The following is a 17581-nucleotide window of genomic DNA, read 5'->3' as shown; positions in this document are numbered from 1 at the left end:
GTCGGCACACCGGTACTCATCGGCGTCGGCTGGAACACCTACCCCACCCTCTCCTTCGCCGACATCAACAACGACGGTCTTGTCGACCTCATCGGGCGCGATGCCGGCGGAGCCCTCTGGGCATACCCCCACACCGGCGGTTCCGGCACCCAGACCTTGGGTAGCCGCGTCCTCCTCGGGCAGGGCTGGAGCGGCCTCGACATCATCCGCTGACGCGAGGGTGACGACCGGGGGGCGGGCTCTGACGAGGCCCGCCCCCCGGCGCGTGTCCGGCATGCCGCGGCGGCCGCCCGCTGGGCGGTGCCGCGGCCCGGGACGCGCTCGAGCATGCCTCGGCACCGCAAGGGGGCGTCACGGGTCAGGCTGCTTCCGCGCTGCGTGTGGGGGCGGTGAGTTCGCAGATGGTGTGGGCGATGGTGTGGTGGTCCTGGCGGAGGATCTTCGAGTGGTTGCTGGGGGCCTTCGCCGTGATGCGGATGTTCGGGTTGCGAAGGGTGGCCGGGGTCAGGTCGGCTCGGATCCTTTCCATCAGTTGCGCTTCACCGCCCAGGTTGCCGCCCGTCGCGAGGACGTAGTGGACCGGGAGGGCCAGGCTGTCGAGGACCGGGTTGAGGACCGCGGGCGCGCACAGTTCGTTCGCCTCGATGTTGACCTCGGCGTGCTGGGCGGCGCTCATCCGGGCCGCCATGCCGAGTCGGCGGGCGACCGGGAACAGCGGGCTCAGCCGGCGGAACAGCTTGCGGATCTTCGCCCGGGCGGCGTCGTCGAGCCATTCGTGCGGCAGCGCTCCGTCCACGCAGACCACGCCCTCGGCGCGGCCCGGGTTGCGGGCGGCCCAGTTGACGGCGAGTACGGCGCCGTAGGACCAGCCCACCAGGATCGGCCGCTCCACGGCGCGTGCGGCGAGAACGGCGTCGATGTCGCGGAGGCACGCCTCGAAGGAGTAGTCCGCGGAGCGCTGCGACTTGCCGCGGGCGCGCGCGTCGAAGGTGATGTGCCGGAAGCCGGCGCCGAGGTCGGCGGTGACACGGCGCCAGTGCGACTGGTCGGCGTAGCAGCCGTTGAGGTAGACCACGGGGCGGCCGGGGCCGCCGGTGTCGGTCACGGCCAGTGCGGTGTCCTCGACGGTGACCGTTCCGGTCCAGGGTGAGTGAGTCGTCGTCATGGTGTCGTCCGTCCTTCGTCCGGGGCGTTCCTGTTGTTTCCGACACCGCAAAAGCTACGTTGCGTTCGACGATACGGCAACGCTTCAACTCGCCATAATCCATGTTTTCCCAGGTCACAGCCTCCATTTCGTTGCAGTGGGCGTGCAAGGTAATGCAATGAGCGGAGTTGCATGTTGCAATGAGATGCGCGTGAACGCGTCGGTGCACGCCAAGGCCCGCGGGCGCAGCCTGTGTGTGCTGCGGTCCCGTGGGCCCGGGGTGCGCGTCGGTGTCAGCCGTTGATCGCCTTGTCGTAGCGGAGGGCCACGTAGCCCGACGCCGCGTGGCCGGCGATGCGGCCGTCCGAGCCGCCGTTGAGGTAGTCCTGGCCGCGCATCATGTCGTCGTTCGGGTTCGACTGGTGGATGTACGAGAACTTGCCGGCCGCCTTGTCGACCCACTTCTCGAAGAGCACCACGTGCCCCGATGAGGTGTTCAGGGCGTCGCCCGGCTGGAGGTCGGACTTCGAGATGGTGGCGCTGACGCCCGGGAGGCTGGCGGTGGTGTAGCTGCTGTCGGCGTGCCAGGCCATCGAGATGAAGCCCGAGCAGTCCGTGCGGTAGGAGTGGCCGCCGTCCGGGTCGGAGGCGTACGCGCTCTGGCTGTACGGGATGTCGCGGTTCAGCCAGTTCACGGCGCGGCTCATGATTTCGGTGCGGGTGATCTGGCCGCCGCGCGTGGACGGGGTCGGGGTGGGCGGCGCCGGCGGCTGGTAGGTGCAGTCGTTGGCGTACGCGGAGAGCAGGGTCTGCGTCCAGCCGCTCGCGTCGACCGGGTCGTCTGAGTGGTAGGCGATGTCGCCGCCCTTGCCGTCGGTCGGGTCGGCGTCGTGGTACCAGTACATGCCGCCGTTCGTGCGGCCGTAGTAGAGGCCGCCGCCGGGCGAGACGAGGCTGTCGACCGCCGACCAGCCGCTGCTCTTGAGTTCGGAGCTCTCCCAGTCGCCGACGCCGTTGATCTGGTACGAGAGCAGCCTTCCGTCGGCGGTGGTGGCGATGAGGACGTCGTCGCCGGCCGCGGCGAGGGTCTTGAGGACGAAGCCCTCGTCGATCACGACGTGCTTGGCGATGTGCGCCGGGCCGGCGGGCTTGGCCTGGGAGACGTTGTAGCGGTGGAGCTGGCCCGCGACCGTGCCGTAGAGGTGGCCGGCCCCGTCGTAGACCATCTTGTCGAAGGTCCAGCCGCTCTCCCAGATCCTGGTCACGCCGGCCAGCGCCAGGGCGTTGTCGTTGGTCTGGATGTCGACGCGGTACAGCTCGCCCGCCGTGGACGTCACGAGGACGGTGTTGAAGTTGAGGGTGGCCATCGCCTTCGGCGTGAAGCCGAGGTTCGCGCCGATCAGCGTCTTGACGCGGTCGCCGGTGTTCGGGGATATCGCCGTGTACGTGAGGCGCCCGTCCGGCAGGGTGCCGTAGACGGAGACGTTGCCGCCGCAGATGGCGGCCGCCTGGGCCGGCGTCGCCGTGGTGAGGGTGACGAGGCCGAGGGAGGTGGCGGCCGCCGCGAGGGTCGCGGTGAGGCGGAGCGTGCGGGACGACGAGCGACGCATGGGGTCTTCTCCGGTGGTTTCGGGCAGCCCTGAGCGGGGCGGGGCGGAAGGGGGTGAGGCAGGGGAGGTGCGGCCGCGGCCGCGCGTCAGTACCAGTTGTTCTTCAGGAAGTGGTTCCAGGCGCCGCACGGCGTGCCGTACCGGCCGTCGATGTACGACAGGCCCCACTTGATCTGCGTGACCGGGTTGGTGCGCCAGTCGTCGCCGAAGGCGTCCATCTTGGAGCCGGGCAGGGCCTGGGGGATGCCGTAGGCGCTGGAGCTCGGGTTGTCGGCCCAGTAGCGCCAGCCGCTCTCCTTGTCCCACAGCTGCTCCAGGCAGCTCCACTGGGTGGAGTTGTTCCAGACGCCGCCGTCGTGGCGGTTCATCAGGTCGCGGCCTGCCGCCTTCACGGCGGGGATGTCGCGGCCGTCGAGCGGGTCCGCGGTGGTGGTGCAGGTGAACGTGCCAGGCTGGGCGGAGAGCAGCTGCTGCGTCCAGCCGCCGGTGTTGACGGGCGTGTCGTTGTGGTAGGCGATGTCGCTGCCGGTGCCGTCGGCCGGGTTGGCGTCCTTGTACCAGTACATGGCGCCGGTGGTGGGGATCCGGCCGTAGTAGAGGCCGCCGCCGGGCGAGACGAGCTGGTCGAAGGCGGACCAGCCCGAGGTCTTCAGGTCGTCGCGGCTCCACCCGCCCGCGCTGTCGATCTTGTACGAGTACAGGGCGCCGGCCTCGGTGGTCGCCAGCAGGCGGTCGTCGCCGGCGGCGGTGAGGGTCTTCAGGACGAAGCCGCTGCCGATCTCCTTGCGCTGGCCGATGTGCGCGGAACCGGTCGGCTTCGGCTGCGACACCAGGTACTGGAGGAGCAGGCCGCCGGCGGTGCCGTACAGGTGGCCGTGCCCGTCGTAGGTGAGCTTGTCGTGCGTCCAGCCGCTGTCGAAGAGCTTGACGGGCGGGCGCTCCAGGACGAGCGACGTGTTGTTGGTGAGGACGTCCAGGCGGTAGAGCGCGCCGGCGGTCGAGGTGACCAGGACGGTGTTGAAGTTGAGGGTGGCCATGGCCTTCGGCTCGAAGCCGAGGTCGGCTCCGATGACGACCTTCTTCAGCTCGCCCGTGGCGGGCGTGATGGTGCTGAAGGTGAGCCGGCCGTCGGGGAGGACGCCGTAGATCGAGGCGGTGCCGCTGCACGTGGTCGCGGCCTCGGCGGCCGGGGCGGCGGCGACGGTCGCGGCGGTGAGGAGCCCGGCCCCGAGCACGCCGGACAGGGCGGCGACGGCGGTCTTGCGGGCGGCCTGGAGGAAGGTGTTCGTCACTGCGTTCCTTGGTCCTTGGTCCTTGGGCCTTGCGCCTCGGGCCTGGGTCGGTCAGGGGCCCGGGGGCGGGGTGGCGTAGCCGTGGGCGCGCAGCGGGGCGCGGGCGCCGGAGAGGAGGGCGCGGGCCTGGTCGAGGGCGGCGGCCTCGGAGGCGGCGCGGAGGAAGAGGTAGAGGTCGACGCCGGTGTCGGAGGGCCTGGCCCGGACGTGTTCGAGTCCGTGGGCCGCTCGGGCGTGCGCCCAGATGAGGTCGCAGAGGACGGCGAGGGCGCCGTCGGCGTCGGGGCCGGGGCGGGGGCGGGGTCCGTCGAGGGTGGCCCGGATGACGCGCACGCCGGTCAGTCCCAGTTGATGCTGCCGGTCGCGGACTTGGGGGCGGTGTCCCAGTTGATGCTGCCCGGGCCGGTGCCGGTGGCGCCGCCGGTGGCGGTGGCGGCCGCGGTCGTGGAGGCGGCGCTCGCGGTGGTCGCGGCGCCGAGGCCGGCTCCGGCGCAGAGCAGGGCGCAGAGGGCGGCGGCAGCAGCGGTGCGGGCGGTGCGGGACATGGATCCCCCCAGGATCGAGAGTCGGGAAGCAGTGGGTGTGGTGCGGTGTGCTGCGTGTGCTGCGCGCGCTGTCCGGGCCGACCGGATGGCTCCGGCGCCCCGGGCCGGGGCCTGCGCCCCGTCGTTCCGGTGATCACCATGCTGCTGCCGCCGGTGCCCGCGGGAAAGGTGTTTCGGCTGTCACCAAGGGGCCTGGCACCTTGGTGACAGGTCTCGTTTACGATCACGGTCACGGGTGTCCGCGGCAGGCCGCGGGGGCGAGGGGCCGTACGACAGCTGGGGGGCTGGGGCATGCTGCAGGCGCTGGGGCTCGGGGCGGACGTGGAAGCCGTCTACCGGGGGATGCTCGCCGATCCGTCCGGCGGTGTCGCCGAGTTGGGCGCCCGCCTCGGCCTCACCGAGGAGCAGGTCCGCGCCGGCCTCGACCGGCTCGTCGACCTCGACCTGCTGCGCCCCTCGAGGGACTCTCCCGGCGCGCTGCGCGCGGTCAGGCCCGAGCTGGGGCTGGAGCTGCTGCTGCGCCGCCAGGAAGAGGAGCTCGTACAGCGGCAGCAGGAGCTGGCGCGCAGCAAGGCGGCCGCGGCGCAGGTGGTCTCCGAGTTCGCGGAGCTCCGGCCGAACACCGAGGTCGACGGAGCCGAGCGGCTCGTCGGGATGGACGCGATCCAGAGCCGGTTGGAGGAGCTCGCGCACGGGCTCGTCGGGGAGTGCCTGGCGATCCTGCCGGGCGGCGCACTGTCCGAGGCCAGCCTGGAGGCGTCCCGGCCGCTGGACCGGCGGGTGCTGGCCCGCGGCATCGAGATGCGGTCGGTGTACCAGGACAGCGCCCGCAACGACCCGGCGACGCTGGCGTACGCGCGCTGGCTGACCGAGCAGGGCGCCCAGGTCCGCACCAGCCCGCTGTTGCCGCCGCGTTTGCTGGTGTTCGACCGCACGGTCGCGGTCGTGCCGATCGATCCGGCCAACTCCCGCCTGGGTGCGCTGTGTACGCGCGCGCCCGGCATCGTCGCCTCGCTGATCACCCTGTTCGAGCAGACCTGGAACGCGGCGGTGCCCCTCGGAGCTGACCGGCCGCGCCCCAGCGACACGGAGCCGACCGCGGCCGAGCTGGAGCTGCTGCGGCTGCTGGCGTCGGGGATGACCGACGAGACGGCGGCGAAGCGGCTGGGGGTGTCGCTGCGGACGGTCCGGCGGCAGATGGCGGCGCTGATGGAGCGCCTGCACGCCACGAGCCGCTTCGAGGCAGGGCTGAAGGCGGCGCAGCAGGGCTGGCTCTGACGGGCCGCCGGGCCCGATCAGCCCGCCGGCCGGGCCCGGTGTCCGGCGGCCGCCGCGAGGAAGGCGTCGTTCTCCTCGCGCAGGCCGACCGTGACGCGGACCCCCTCACCGGGGAATGGGCGGACGAGGACGCCCCGCTCGGCGCAGAGGTCCGCGAATGAGGCGGCCACCGGGCGGGAAGCGCCTCCCGCGGGCGTACCCAGTCGCCGCGCGGCTTCAGCCGGCCCCCCGGCGCAGCCTCGACCAGGCCGCGGGGCCGGCCCGCGCCTCCCGCTGCGGGGGCGGTAACCAGCCGTCCGCGGCGGCGCGCACAGGGCGTGGGCTCTTGCGGGTGTCACGCCCGGCCCGTCTCCAGGACGGCCCTCAGGGCCGTCCGCAGCGCTTCCGGGCCGGTGAACAGGTGTCCCTGCATGCCGAGTTCGCGGGCCGCGCGGACGTTGTCCTCGCGGTCGTCGACGAACAGCACCTCCCCCGGCGGCAGTCCGAGCTCCCGCAGGCACCACTCGTACGCCGCGGCATCGGGCTTGGTGCTGCCGATGCGGCAGGACAGGCCGCGTACGGCGAACCGCTCCAGCCACGGCTGCGTGGCCTCGTACCGGGCGGCGAGCTCCTCGGGGATGTTGGAGAGGAGCCCGAGGGCGACTCCGCGGCCGGCCAGATCGGCGAGGAGGGCGACGGCGCGGTCGTCGACCTCGCTCCAGCTTGCCAGGTCGGCGGCGATGAGGTCGCGGGTCAGGCGCTCGTCGGGGGTGGTGCCGAGGGCGGCGCAGACCCCCTGCCAGTAGGCCGGGCCGTCGACGTCACCGCGGTCGTAGGGGTCGCGGTGCGCCCAGTACGCCTCCCAGAAGCGGTCGGGATCGCCGCCGGCGACGGCCTCGAGCGCGGCTCTGGACGCGGGCGACTGCAGGCGTGCGATGACGCCGAACATGTCGAAGAGGACGGCTTTCATGCGTGGTTGCCTCGCTTTCCGGGGTTCACCGTGTGGTGGCGGCTTCGGGTCGGCCCGCGCCGCTGGGGTGGGACAGGCCGTCGGGGTCGGGGGCGTTGCGGCGCAGCCAGAGGCTGAGCACCCCGCAGCCGACGGCGAGGGCGAACAGCACCAGCGGCACCGTCTTCACCTCCATCGTGTCGACGACCCCGCCGAGCAGCGGCGGGAAGGCGACGCCTCCGATCATCGAGGCGGCGATGACGTACGCGCCGGCCGCGGCCACGCCGGGGACGGCCCGGCTGAGCCAGGGCAGGCAGGTGGGGAAGATCGGCGCGATCATCAGTCCGACGCCGAAGTACGCGTACGGGGCGAGCAGCGGGACGGTGGCCAGGAGCAGGAAGCCGGCCATGCCCCCGCAGCAGACGACCAGGATCGAGGGGGCGGACCAGCGCAGGCTGAGCGGGGCGACGGCGAAGCGGCCGACGGTCATGGCCGCCCAGTAGGCGGAGGTGGCGCCGGCGGCGGTCGCGGCGCCGTAGCCGAGGGCCTCCAGGTGGGTCGGCTCCCAGCCGCCGACCCCGGTCTCGATGGCGACGTGGAGCACGTAGATGCCGATGAACGCCGCGATGACCGGCATGGCGCGGGCGCCGCCCGCGGCGGCGCCCTCGGCGGGCGCGGGAGCGGGTTCGCGGGCGGCGACACCGCCGAGGGTGAGGAGGATCAGCAGGGTGAGCACGCCGAGGCCGAGGAAGATGCCCGGGTAGTTCTCCGCGCCGAGCCGGCCGATCAGGGCGGGGCCGGCGATGGCTCCGATGCCGAAGTGCCCGTTGAGCAGGTTGAGCATGGCGGTGCTGCGGTGGCCGAAGCCGGTGGCGAAGAGCTGGTTGAGGCCGTAGTCGATGCCGCCGAAGCCGAGGCCGATGACGAAGGTGCCGGCGAGGGCGGGGATCCAGCTCGGCGAGAAGGCGAAGGCGGCGCATCCGGCGGCCGTCAGCACGTACGAGCCGCCGAGCAGCACGCGGTTGTTCAGGCGGCCGCGCAGCACGTGGTGGACCAGCACGCCGAGGAGCGCGCCGACGAAGTGGGCGCTGAGGCTGAGGCCGGCGACGGCCGGGCTGATGCCGTACTCCTCCCGCAGGGCCGGGATCGCGGGGCCGTACAGCGCCTGGAGGGCGCCGATCACGACGAACGCCCCGCAGGAGGCGGCGACCGCGACGGTGGTGAGGAGGGGACCCGCCGCCTCGGGCGGGTCTTCCCCGGGGGTGGCGGACATCGGTCTCCCCATCGATCATGCAGGAATGAACAACAGTCACGTTCATTACGGGGCGATTCCCACACCGCACCTCACACAATAGGCATGATTAATGTTCGTTTCAACAGCCTCGCCGTTCGGAACGCACAGGCCGGGTCACACGCAGGCGGTCTTGGGGTAGAAACGGACACATGAACGTGATGGAGAGGCACAAGCTCGTGATCGGACTGCTCGCGCAGCAGAACCGCGCGACCGTCGCCGAGCTTGCCCGGGCCACCGGGGCGTCCGAGATGACCGTCCGCCGGGACCTGGAGGTGCTGGAGTCCCGGGGCGCGCTGCGCCGGGTCCGCGGGGGCGCGGTGAGCGCCCTGCCCGGCGGCGTCGAGCCGCCTTACGCCGTCCGCGCCATGTCCGGGTCGCAGGCCAAGGAGCGGCTGGCCCGGACCGTTGCAGACCTGCTCACCGACGGCGAGACCGTGGCCCTCGACACCGGCACCACCGCCGTGGCGGTGGCGAAGGCCATGGCCGGCCGGCAGTTCACCGTCTCGCCCCTCTCGCTGCACGCGGCGTTCGCCCTCTCCGCGCAGTCCGGCATCCGGCTCGTCCTGCCCGGCGGCCAGGTGCGCCCCGAGGAGTTGTCCTTCCACGGCCGGACCGCCGTGGAGACCTTCCGCGACCTGTGCTTCGACACGTTCGTCCTCGGCTGCTGCGGCATCGACCCCGTCCAGGGCGCCACCGCCTACGACCTCGACGACGTGCAGGTGAAGCGGGCCGCGGTCGCCTCGGCCCAGCGCGTGGTCCTCGTCGCGACCGCCGACAAGCTCGGCCGCACCGCACTCGGGCGCATCTGCTCCGTGGAGGAGATCGCCATCGTCGTCACGGACGCCCCGGCCGACTCCCCCGCCGTCGAGGCACTGCGGGAGCGCGGCGCGGAGGTGGTCCATCCGGCGGACGGCTGAACCGCGCCCCACCGGACCGCCGGTTCAGGCCCCGAGTGCGCCGAGCACGTGTCCGGTCGTCACGTCGACGTGGGCCGGCACCCCGTCGTGGCGGTCGCCGGTGCTCGGCGTCCCCGTGGGCTCGAACATGAGGATCGCGGCGCCGGACGGCGCGTACGGCCTGTGCTGCGTGCCCCGGGGAACGGTGAAGACAGAGCCCCGTTCGAGGAGCACCGTGCGCTCCCCCTCGGGCTCGCGCAGGGAGATGTGCAGCTCTCCTTCGAGGACGAGGAAGAACTCGTCGGTGTCGTCGTGGGCGTGCCAGACGTGCTCGCCCTCGACCTTGGCGATGCGTACGTCGTAGTCGTTGACCTGCGTGACGATGCGGGGGCTCCACAGGGCGTCGAAGGAGGCGAGGGCCTTGGCGAGGGATACGGGTGCGTTGCTCATGGGCTCATCCTCGGCGGTTCCGCGCAGGCGGTGTGAGTGCTAGGAATCGCACATGTCGCACGGATCCTCGCATGCAACGGGCCCCGCTGGCGCACACCGGGTCGTCGTGGTCGTCGACGCGAACTCGAACCCCTTCGAGCTCGGCTGCGCGACCGAGGTGTTCGGTCTGCGCCGACCGGAAATCGGGCGTGACCTGTACGAGTTCGCCCTCTGCTCCCCCGAGCCCCGCACCCTGATGCGGGACGGGTTCTTCACCCTGACGGGAGTCGCCGGCCTGGAGGCGGCCGAGACGGCGGACACCCTGATCGTTCCGAACCGCCCCGATGTGGAGGTCCCGCGGCGCCCCGCCGTGCTGGACGCCGTCCGCCGCGCCCATGCGCGCGGTGCGCGCCTGGTCGGCTTCTGCAGCGGCGCCTTCACCCTGGCCGAGGCCGGTGTGCTCGACGGCCGACGGGCCACCGCGCACTGGCAGTGGGCGGACTCCTTCCGGGCGCGCTTCCCGTCCGTCCGGCTGGAGCCCGACGTGCTGTTCGTGGACGACGGCGACATCCTCACCGCGGCGGGCAGCACGGCCGCGCTCGACCTCGGGCTGCACATCGTCCGCCGCGACCACGGCGCGGAGGCCGCCAACGCCGTGAGCCGCCGCCTGGTCTTCGCCGCCCATCGCGACGGCGGGCAGCGCCAGTTCGTGGAGCGCCCCGTACCCGACCTGCCCGACGAGTCCCTCGCGCCCGTGCTGGCCTGGGCGCAGGAACGCCTGGACGCACCGCTGTCGGTGTCCGACCTCGCGGCGCGCGCGGCGGTCAGTCCCGCGACGCTGCACCGCCGCTTCCGGGCCCAGCTGGGAACGACGCCGCTCGCCTGGCTCACGGCGGAACGGGTCACCCTGGCCTGCCGCTTGATCGAGCGGGGCGAGGCCCGCCTGGAGGTGGTGGCGCGGCGCAGCGGGCTGGGAACCGCCGCGCGCCTGCGGACGCTGATGCGCCGGGAGACGGGCATCACCCCGTCGGCGTACCGGACCCGGTTCGGACGGCGGCCGGCGGCGGCTGCGGGGAGCGTTCCGCCCGGAGTCCCGCAGGGGGTGAGGGGGTCGGAAGCGGAGCCGGGGCCGATTGTCAGTGGGGGGTGACAAAGTAAGGGCATCGGTTCGGAAGAAGAAAACGGGGAGCGGTCGTGTCCGGAAACCAGAACTACATCAATCACGTTGCCCTTGTGCTGGACGCCAGTTCGTCGATGTCGCACCTGAACGGCAAGGTCGTGGAAGTCGCCGACCGCCAGATCGAGTACCTGGCCCGCCGTTCCCGGGAACTGGACCAGGAAACGCGGGTCACGGTCTACGTCTTCTCGAACGAAGTCGAGTGCATCATCTACGACAAGGACGTGCTGCGCATGCCGTCCTTGAAGCAGCTCTACCGGGTCGGCGGAATGACGGCCCTGCTCGCCGCCACACTGAAGTCGCAGCGGGAGCTGGCCCAAACCGCCCAGCTGTACGGCGACCACAGCTTCCTGACGTTCATCCTGACGGACGGCCAGGAGAACGCGAGCCACCGCTGCGCCGACGCACCCTCCAAGAGCGCGAAGGCGCTGGTGCAGGCGGTCTCGAAGATGATCGAGACGCAAGACGACAACTGGACGCTGGCCGTCCTCGTGCCGGACCAGATGGGCAAGCGGGAGGCCATGCAGTGCGGCTTCCCGAAGGACAACATCGCCGTCTGGGACGCCACGAGCACCCAGGGCCTGGAGGAGGCCGGCGAGGTCATCCGCGAGGCCACGGAGAAATTCATGGTGGGTCGCACGAAGGGAATCCGCGGCTCGAAGGCGGTTTTCTCCACGGGCGGCGACGCGGTGAACGAGGCCACCATCAAGGCGGCCGGCCTGACCGCGGTGGACCCGTCGGGCTACGAGCTCATTCCGGTGGCGCGGGAGGCGGGCATACGCGAATGGGTCGTGGAATGCGGGCACACCTTCAAGAACGGCTCGGCTTTCTACCAGCTCAGCAAGTCGGAGAAAATCCAGGCGCGCAAGCAGATCGCGGTGCTGGAGAAGAAGACGGACAAGGTGTACACGGGCCCGGAGGCGCGCGCCCTGCTGGGCCTGCCGGACGCGGAGGTCCGCATCAAGCCCGACCACAACGACGACTTCACCATCTTCGTGCAGAGCACGAGCGTCAACCGCAAGCTGGTCCCCCAGACCCGCCTCCTGCTGATGGTGTGACGGTCTTGCTCCGCTGAAGAGCCGGTGCCCCTCCCGGGCGCCGGCTACCGGGCTGCTCCGCGGTCCGCGGTCCGCGCGGGGTGCCGTGCCGAGATTTTTTGAAGTTCTTCTCTCCGACCCCGTCCAAATCCGGTTCCCTGTGCCTCACCCACGGCGACCGACCCACCCGGGGCGGTCGTGAGGAGAACCGAGATGATGGACCTGTCCTTCGCGGCCACACCGTGCCTGGGCTGCACCGCTCCCGTCGACCTGCTGGACCTGCCCGAACCGCCGGACCCGGCCGGCGGTGAGACCGCGGAGTACCTCGACCCGTCGCGCTGGTGCGACCGGTGCCTGCACCGCCTCGACGACTGGGACCGCTTCTTCCGGCTGTACCAGCCGCGGGTGCGCGCCTTCTGCGCGGACAGGCTGAGGGGCCTCCTGCCCGACAACGAGGACCACCGGGAGGTCGCCGAGGACATCGCGCAGGAGGTGATGGTCGAGGCGTACCGGCACTTCGGGCAGTGGGAGCGGCCGGAGCGGGCGATCTGGACGACCGCCCGCAACAAGATCCACAAAAAGTGTGCGGCCTACCGCATCGTGACGAAGGACGGTTACGCCCTCACGGTCAGGTATGCCTCCTCCGCGCTCGTGGAGGACCCGTGCCGCGGCGCGACCGCGGATCCGGCGCAGGCGGTCGTCGACAAGGTCGTCCTCTACTCCGCACTTTCCCGCCTGCCCGTCAGCCAGCAGGAGGCGGTCGTCGTCCACAAGGCCTTCCAAGTGCCCGCGGCGGCGGCCGGGACCGTGCTGGAGCGGCCGGGGTCGACGGTCAAGACACAGGCGGAGCGCGCCCTCGCCCTCCTGCGGGAGGCCGCGGCGAAGGGCGCGCTCATCGCACTGCCGGGCGCGGGCCTGTTCGGGCTGTACAAGGTCGTGCAGGAGGCGCCCTTGAAAGCCGTCGCCGAGGGCGCCGTCGACCTGATCAGCGAGCCCGCCCCCTACACGGTGCTCGTCGCTCTCGCCGCCAAGCAGGCCGGCCCGTACCTCAGCGAGCGCTACGGGGCCCTCCGCGAGCGGCTCGGCGGCGGCGGGGTGCGCTCCACCGGGCGCGACCTCTCGTCCGCGAAGGACCCCGAGCGCGGGGGGACGCCGGCCCGGGGCGGTCGGGCACGACGCGGAAGGCGGGGACAGTGATGACGGTGCACGACGTACTCACCGGCTGGACGGCGGAAGCGCTCGGCGGCCCCACCGTCGCCCTGGTGTTCTTCCTGCTGCGCCGGGCCCGCACACGCCGGGCCGCCGCCCGGACCGCGGGGCAACCGGTTCCGGGCGCGGCGGTCCTGCGGACCTACACCCTGATCGGCGTCCGCGCCGCCGACGGCCAGCCCGTCCACCTCCCCAGCAGCCGGCCCGCGGGGACCGTCCTCACCTGGCCGGGCCCGGCCGGCGCCGGCGAGCAGTTCGAGCTCACCGACGCGGTCCTGCCGGACGGCACGTACGCTGCGGAGCGGCGGTGCCTGTACGGGGACTGACACCGGCGGGCGGGCGGCGTCAGAGGAGGTTCGTCTGGTCGGCCGGGTGGGTGGCCACGAAGGTGAGGTTCGCGATGGTCCGGCGGGCCAGGGCGAGGGCCTGGTCGGCGGTGTCCGCGTGGGCGCGGGCGTAGGCCAGGCGGGAGAAGCTGTTCTGGAGGCCGCCGAGCCGGGTGCCGGGCTTGCCGAGGACGGTCAGCGCCACCTCCGGCGGGAGGGCGGCGTCGGCTCCGGCGACCTCGACGAGGGTGCCGGACGAGGGGGCGCCCGCGAACCAGATCGCCTCGCAGCGCGTCGTGCGCTCGGGGTCGGCGAGCACGGCGCGCACGCCCGGCAGGACGGTCTCGCCGAGGACCTGGCGCAGCTGACACTCGATCATGTCCACACCCGTGGCGCCGGTGACCATGTCCCAGAGGTCGTCGCCGCCGGTGCGCAGGTGCGTTTCGATGACGCGGGGGCCGGCGGGCGTGAGGATCACCTCGGTGTGGGTGGGGCCGAATTCCACGTCGAGGGCGTTCAGGACCGCCGTGACGTGGTGTTCGATCGCGGTCCGCTGCTCCGGCTCCAGGGGGGCAGGCATGACGTGTCCCAGCTCCACCAGGGAGACGGGGTCGGAGAACTTGCGGGTCACGGCCAGGACGACGTGTTCGCCCTTCTCGGAGAAGGCCTCCACGCTGTACTGGTCGCCGCTCAGGAACTCCTCGGCCGCGACCCGGGATTCAATGCCCGCCCCGCCCGCGCGCAGGAAGGCCTGTTCGGCCTCCTGCGGGGCGTGGATGACGGACACGCCCTTGCTGGCCGCCCCGTCGACGGGCTTGACCACGCACGGGTAACCGTGTTCGGCGGCGAACGCCTTGAGCGCGTCCGCGCCGTCGACGACGGCGGAGGCCGTCCTCTCGACTCCGGTGTCGGCGAGCCGCTGCCGCATCGCGTGCTTGTCGCGGACGACTTCGACGACCTCGGGGCTGTGCGTCTCCAGGCCGAGGTCCCGGGCCACCAGTGCGGCCTGGGGGCGGCAGTCGTCGTAGAAGGAGCCGATCCGGGTGACGGGGTGCAGGGCGTGGACGGCGCGGGCGAGGGTGAGCCATTCGCCGTCGGTGGCGTCGGGCTGCAGGACGATCACGCGGGCGTGCTCGTCGGCGTCGTCCAGCTTCTCCAGGTGCTCGGGCCAGCACATCACCGACGTGACGACGTCACCGCCCGACTCCGCGCCGGCCGCCCGCATACGCTGCGGGATGTCGTATCCGACACCGAAGACCAGGACGTGTTCAGCCACGACGGCTCCTTCTGGGCTGTGAGGGGAGTGTGGGGGCCGCCCCCGGGGCGGTCCCGGGGATCGGGGGCTTCCGGGGCGCTGCGGGGGCGTGCGCGGCTCGGCTCGCGCGCTGCTGCGCGGCTCCTGCGCCCCTGAGGGGCGCACGCGCGAAGAAGTCGAATGGTCGGTTTCGTAACGCTCTTGAGATCTTCACCAGGAGGTCGGACGGTGTCAACAAATCAACTGGCCGCGACGGGGCCCCGCGCATAATCTGGCCTGAACCATGGGACTTGACGCTCGCGGCGGCCCTCCAACGGGTTCCGGAGCCCCGCGTACCGGCCGTCCCGCACCCACCCCACCCCACCCCCCACCGACATCGACATGCCGATGTGTGCCCCCGCGGCCGCTGTCGGCGGTGCGGCGGCGCCCCCTTTCGGCCCTTCCGCCCCTCCGCCCGCTCCGCCGGCCGTCCACAGCCGATGCGACAAGGAGCGCAGTGATCAAGGGACTGATTCCGCCTCCGGGCGTTCCCCGGGTCCTGGCCCTCGCCCAACTGGTCTGCCGGACCGGCGACGGCGCCTACTACATCTGCTCGGCCCTGTTCTTCACGCGGATCGTGGGCATCTCGCCGGTGAAGATGGGGCTCGGCCTGACCGTCGCCTGGTCGGTGGCGCTGGTGCTGAGCGTGCCGATGGGCCATCTCGCGGACCGCCGAGGCCCGCGGGCGACCGCCGTCGTGCTGTTCGGTTGCGCGGGGCTGGCGATCGCCTCCTACCTCTTCGTGTCGACGTTCACCGCGTTCCTCGTCGGCGCCTGCGTGTACGCGGTCGCGCAGCGCGGCGGCTCGGCGGCGCAACAGGCGCTCCTGGCGGGCTCGGTCCCGGTGGGGCAGGCGACGAAGGTCCGCGCCTACGTGCAGTCGAGCTGCAACGCCGGGCTCGCCGTCGGCTCGGCGTTCGGCGGCGCCGCGCTGCTGCTGGACCGGCGGGAGGCGTACTACGCGGTGTTCGCGCTGAACGCGGTGGCCTTCTTCGCCGCCGCGTTCGTGCTGAGCCGGGTGCCCGAAGTGCCGCGCGCGGCGGCGCCCCGGGCGGAGGCGGCGGGGGGCGGCCGGGACCGGTCGGTGCTCAGGGACCGGCCGTACGTCGTCGTGACGGCGCTCAACACGCTCCTGCTGCTGCACGTCCCGCTGGTCGACATCGCGCTGCCCCTGTGGATCAGCGAGCACACGGCGGCGCCGGTGTGGCTGCTGTCGCTGATGTTCATGCTCAACACGGTGTCGGTGGTGCTGTTCCAGGTACGGGTCGCCCGCGGCGTGACGGACCTGCCGAGCGCGAGCCGGTACATCTTCCGGGGCAGTGCGCTGCTGGGGCTCGGATGCGCGGTCTTCGCGATGACGAGCATGGGCGATTCCGCCTGGGTGGCCGGCGGGCTGCTGCTGATGGCCGTGGCGATCCAGGCGCTGGGCGAGATGATGCAGGCGGCCGGCGCCTGGGAGGTCAGCTTCGGGCTGGCACCGGCCGGGAAGCACGGCCAGTACCAGGCGTTCTTCGGGAACGGCACGACGGTCGCCGAGATGGTCGGTCCGCTGCTGCTCACCGGGCTGATCGTGTACTGGGGCGTGCCGGGCTGGATCCTGCTCGGCGTCCTGTTCACGGTGGTGGCCGCGGCCATGGGCCCGGCGGTCCGCTGGGGCGCCGGCACCCGCTCCCGCACGCAGTCGCCTCCGACGCCCGGCGCCGCCGTATCCGGCGTGTGAGCTGTGTCGTGCTGACCTCGTGCACGCACGACGTCCCCGTGTCGGCAGCTCCGCGTCGGTACACACACGGTTTCAGCCACCCCACCACTGCCTCACGGCGCAGACGACGCCGCACCCGGCCGAGCAACCCACCGGCGGCCGGGGCTTCCTGACGGGCACCCTCGGGACGCTGCCGGAGGGACTTCACGTGCTGCATGCGGCGAAGGCGCGGGGCGGCGTCGTGGAGATCCCGGACTTCATCGGGCAGACGGAGCGCTGGTAGCCGTCCCCCTTCCGGCGAGCCGGGCCGAGGTGTCCTCGTCGAGCACGATCGCGAACTCCTCCCCCAGGACCCGGGCCAGGTCGCGCGGGTGCACCGTACGGCTGCTGCGGCTGCCGTCGGGGAGGACGGTCGTCCACTCGTCGCCGTCGAGGATTTGGTGGCGGCGGCCGTCGAACCGCTGGGCGTACGCGCGGCGGGTGAACGGCGACCGGGGGTGCGTGCCGACGTAGTGGCTGCCGCCGACGTAGTCGACGGGGTGCTGCGGGGTGAGCGTGAAGGTGTGCCGGTCGACCCAGCCGTCCGGGCCGCGGTGGTGCAGCCACCAGTGGTCGATGCCGAACTCCCCCGGCCGCCGCTCCAACCGGAACGGCCACCCGCCGACCTCGGACCGGGCGCCGTCGACCAGCTCGATCGGCTCCAGCGGGCCGGCCCCGTACCCCACGTCGCACAGCCAGCGGCGGCTGTCGCCGGGAACCTCGGCGAGCAGCAGCGCGTGCGTGGCGGGCGTGACCTTCTCCGACCCGAGGGTCACGCGCCCGTGCAGCGCTGTGAAGCGGAACCCGAGCCGCTCCAGCGCGGCGGCGAAGAGCACGGCGTGCTCGTAGCAGTACCCGCCCCGCCGGCGCCGCAGCACCTTGTCCTGCACGGCCGGCACATCAAGCGGAATGTCCACCCCGAGCACGGCATCGAAGTTCTCGAACGGCAGCGCGGTCACATGCGCCCGCACCAACTCCCGCAACACGCCCTCACCGGCCGCCTGCTCCCCCCGAAACCCGATCCGCCCGAGGTACCCCTCGAGATCGAGCAACTCCCCCTGCCACCCACCCGCACCCACGCCACCGCACCGCCCGTCCACTCGCACTCACAGGGGGACGCCTCACACACCACGCCCACCCACTCCGACGCTACCCCCGCATCCCGGAGCCCCACCTCACCCCACGGACCGACCCCGCCCCCTCCCCTGGTCCCGGTCCCCGGGTCGTAGGCCCCCCGGGCGGAAGCGGATTCGGGGTGGTGTGTGGGGGTTGTCGGCCAATGTCGGGGGCGGGGCGGGAAAGTGTTTGTGTGCTTGTCCGTGCGGCGTGATACTCACTGGGTTTGCGGGGGCGGTCGGGTATCGGCCCTGGTCATGGACGTGTA

General features: G+C 72.4%; 18 protein-coding genes and 1 pseudogene. 8 read left to right on the top strand and 11 right to left on the bottom strand.

Annotation, left to right across the window (positions count from 1 at the left end):
* Positions 1-213, top strand: a pseudogene (locus IE170_RS08965) (trypsin-like serine protease); the annotation flags it as partial.
* A gap of 145 nt (positions 214-358) precedes the next feature.
* On the opposite strand, the gene IE170_RS08960 reads toward IE170_RS08965, so the two are convergent.
* The 5 genes from IE170_RS08960 to IE170_RS08940 form a co-directional block, all read right to left on the bottom strand.
* A complete protein-coding gene (locus tag IE170_RS08960; RefSeq protein WP_189808756.1) occupies positions 359-1165 on the bottom strand; it encodes an alpha/beta fold hydrolase in 807 nt (268 codons plus the stop codon).
* Positions 1166-1437: 272 nt separating this feature from the next.
* The gene (locus IE170_RS08955; protein ID WP_189808755.1) at positions 1438-2754 is read right to left on the bottom strand and encodes a hypothetical protein; all 1317 of its coding nucleotides are present in this window, start codon (positions 2752-2754) and stop codon (positions 1438-1440) included.
* Between the two features lie 86 nt (positions 2755-2840).
* Entirely contained in the window at positions 2841-4046 is a 1206-nt protein-coding gene (locus IE170_RS08950) for an aggregation-promoting factor C-terminal-like domain-containing protein (RefSeq protein WP_229884653.1), read from the bottom strand.
* 51 nt (positions 4047-4097) lie between these two features.
* On the bottom strand, positions 4098-4379 hold the full coding sequence (locus IE170_RS08945) for a hypothetical protein (RefSeq protein WP_189808754.1): 282 nt from the start codon (positions 4377-4379) through the stop codon (positions 4098-4100).
* A gap of 5 nt (positions 4380-4384) precedes the next feature.
* Positions 4385-4591, bottom strand: a complete 207-nt coding sequence (locus IE170_RS08940) for a hypothetical protein (protein WP_189808753.1) — start codon at positions 4589-4591, stop codon at positions 4385-4387.
* Positions 4592-4882: 291 nt separating this feature from the next.
* Here IE170_RS08940 and IE170_RS08935 point away from each other — a divergent pair, with 291 nt between their 5' ends.
* Positions 4883-5869, top strand: coding sequence for a LuxR C-terminal-related transcriptional regulator (locus tag IE170_RS08935; RefSeq protein WP_189808752.1), 987 nt, complete (start codon positions 4883-4885; stop codon positions 5867-5869).
* A 17-nt stretch (positions 5870-5886) separates the two neighbouring features.
* On the opposite strand, the gene IE170_RS08930 is transcribed toward IE170_RS08935, so the two are convergent.
* The 3 genes from IE170_RS08930 to IE170_RS08920 all read right to left on the bottom strand — a co-directional run bounded on the left by IE170_RS08930 (position 5887) and on the right by IE170_RS08920 (position 8070).
* Complete coding sequence (locus IE170_RS08930) at positions 5887-6039, bottom strand: hypothetical protein (protein WP_189808751.1); 153 nt, start codon at positions 6037-6039, stop codon at positions 5887-5889.
* 164 nt (positions 6040-6203) lie between these two features.
* Complete coding sequence (locus tag IE170_RS08925) at positions 6204-6818, bottom strand: HAD family hydrolase (protein WP_189808750.1); 615 nt, start codon at positions 6816-6818, stop codon at positions 6204-6206.
* 25 nt (positions 6819-6843) lie between these two features.
* Positions 6844-8070, bottom strand: a complete 1227-nt coding sequence (locus IE170_RS08920) for an MFS transporter (protein WP_223855671.1) — start codon at positions 8068-8070, stop codon at positions 6844-6846.
* A 170-nt stretch (positions 8071-8240) separates the two neighbouring features.
* On the opposite strand from IE170_RS08920, the gene IE170_RS08915 reads away from it, so the two are divergent.
* Positions 8241-9008 (top strand): DeoR/GlpR family DNA-binding transcription regulator, encoded by a 768-nt coding sequence (locus IE170_RS08915; RefSeq protein WP_189808748.1) that lies wholly within the window; start codon positions 8241-8243, stop codon positions 9006-9008.
* 24 nt (positions 9009-9032) lie between these two features.
* Here IE170_RS08915 and IE170_RS08910 read toward each other — a convergent pair whose 3' ends face one another.
* Positions 9033-9437, bottom strand: coding sequence for a cupin domain-containing protein (locus IE170_RS08910; RefSeq protein WP_189808747.1), 405 nt, complete (start codon positions 9435-9437; stop codon positions 9033-9035).
* Positions 9438-9489: 52 nt separating this feature from the next.
* On the opposite strand from IE170_RS08910, the gene IE170_RS08905 reads away from it, so the two are divergent.
* From IE170_RS08905 to IE170_RS08890, 4 genes are all read left to right on the top strand, one after another.
* Entirely contained in the window at positions 9490-10566 is a 1077-nt protein-coding gene (locus tag IE170_RS08905; RefSeq protein WP_223855670.1) for a GlxA family transcriptional regulator, read from the top strand.
* A gap of 44 nt (positions 10567-10610) precedes the next feature.
* Positions 10611-11651, top strand: a complete 1041-nt coding sequence (locus IE170_RS08900) for a vWA domain-containing protein (protein ID WP_189808746.1) — start codon at positions 10611-10613, stop codon at positions 11649-11651.
* A gap of 192 nt (positions 11652-11843) precedes the next feature.
* On the top strand, positions 11844-12827 hold the full coding sequence (locus IE170_RS08895; protein ID WP_189808745.1) for an RNA polymerase sigma factor: 984 nt from the start codon (positions 11844-11846) through the stop codon (positions 12825-12827).
* 5 nt (positions 12828-12832) lie between these two features.
* The gene (locus IE170_RS08890; protein WP_189808744.1) at positions 12833-13165 is read left to right on the top strand and encodes a hypothetical protein; all 333 of its coding nucleotides are present in this window, start codon (positions 12833-12835) and stop codon (positions 13163-13165) included.
* Positions 13166-13184: 19 nt separating this feature from the next.
* Here IE170_RS08890 and IE170_RS08885 read toward each other — a convergent pair whose 3' ends face one another.
* Entirely contained in the window at positions 13185-14441 is a 1257-nt protein-coding gene (locus tag IE170_RS08885) for an ATP-grasp domain-containing protein (RefSeq protein ID WP_189808743.1), read from the bottom strand.
* A 475-nt stretch (positions 14442-14916) separates the two neighbouring features.
* Between IE170_RS08885 and IE170_RS08880 the strand changes: the two genes are divergently transcribed.
* Positions 14917-16179 carry an MFS transporter gene (locus IE170_RS08880; protein WP_229884652.1) on the top strand — a complete coding sequence of 421 codons (1263 nt, stop codon included), beginning with the start codon at positions 14917-14919 and terminating at the stop codon, positions 16177-16179.
* Between the two features lie 236 nt (positions 16180-16415).
* Here the strand turns inward: IE170_RS08880 and IE170_RS08875 are convergent, their stop codons facing one another.
* Positions 16416-17276 (bottom strand): arylamine N-acetyltransferase family protein, encoded by an 861-nt coding sequence (locus IE170_RS08875; protein WP_268255642.1) that lies wholly within the window; start codon positions 17274-17276, stop codon positions 16416-16418.
* Positions 17277-17581: the final 305 nt, after the last annotated feature.

Source organism: Streptomyces toxytricini (genome assembly GCF_014649915.1).
GTDB classification, from domain to species: Bacteria; Actinomycetota; Actinomycetes; order Streptomycetales; family Streptomycetaceae; genus Streptomyces; species Streptomyces toxytricini.
The sequence above is the reverse complement of the archived record's forward strand: the minus strand, read 5'-3'. Positions and strand labels throughout refer to the sequence as shown.